Source organism: Flavobacterium nitrogenifigens (assembly GCF_003254565.1).
GTDB lineage: Bacteria > Bacteroidota > Bacteroidia > Flavobacteriales > Flavobacteriaceae > Flavobacterium > Flavobacterium nitrogenifigens.
This window is the reverse complement of record NZ_QJRI01000001.1, coordinates 1-201: the sequence shown is the minus strand read 5'-3', so window position 1 is coordinate 201 and position 201 is coordinate 1. Positions and strand designations below refer to the sequence as shown.

Here is a 201-nt window from a genome sequence, read left to right as displayed (position 1 = left end):
ACATTTGCAAGTGTTCAGTTCAATCAAGCTAACATCGTTTGGTATACAGCGATAACAGGCGGAACATTGATTCCATCTGCGACAGCTCTAACAACAGGCCAATACTTTGCGGCAATTTCAGATCCAGCAACAGGCTGCGAGAGCGCTTCAAGATTGACAGTTGATGTGATTGTAAATGATCCTGGAACACCGACATTGGTG

General features: G+C 44.8%; 1 protein-coding gene. It reads left to right on the top strand.

Annotated elements, in window-relative coordinates:
• A partial coding sequence (locus tag DM397_RS00005) for an Ig-like domain-containing protein (protein ID WP_162615392.1) occupies positions 1–201 on the top strand: 201 nt, incomplete at both ends.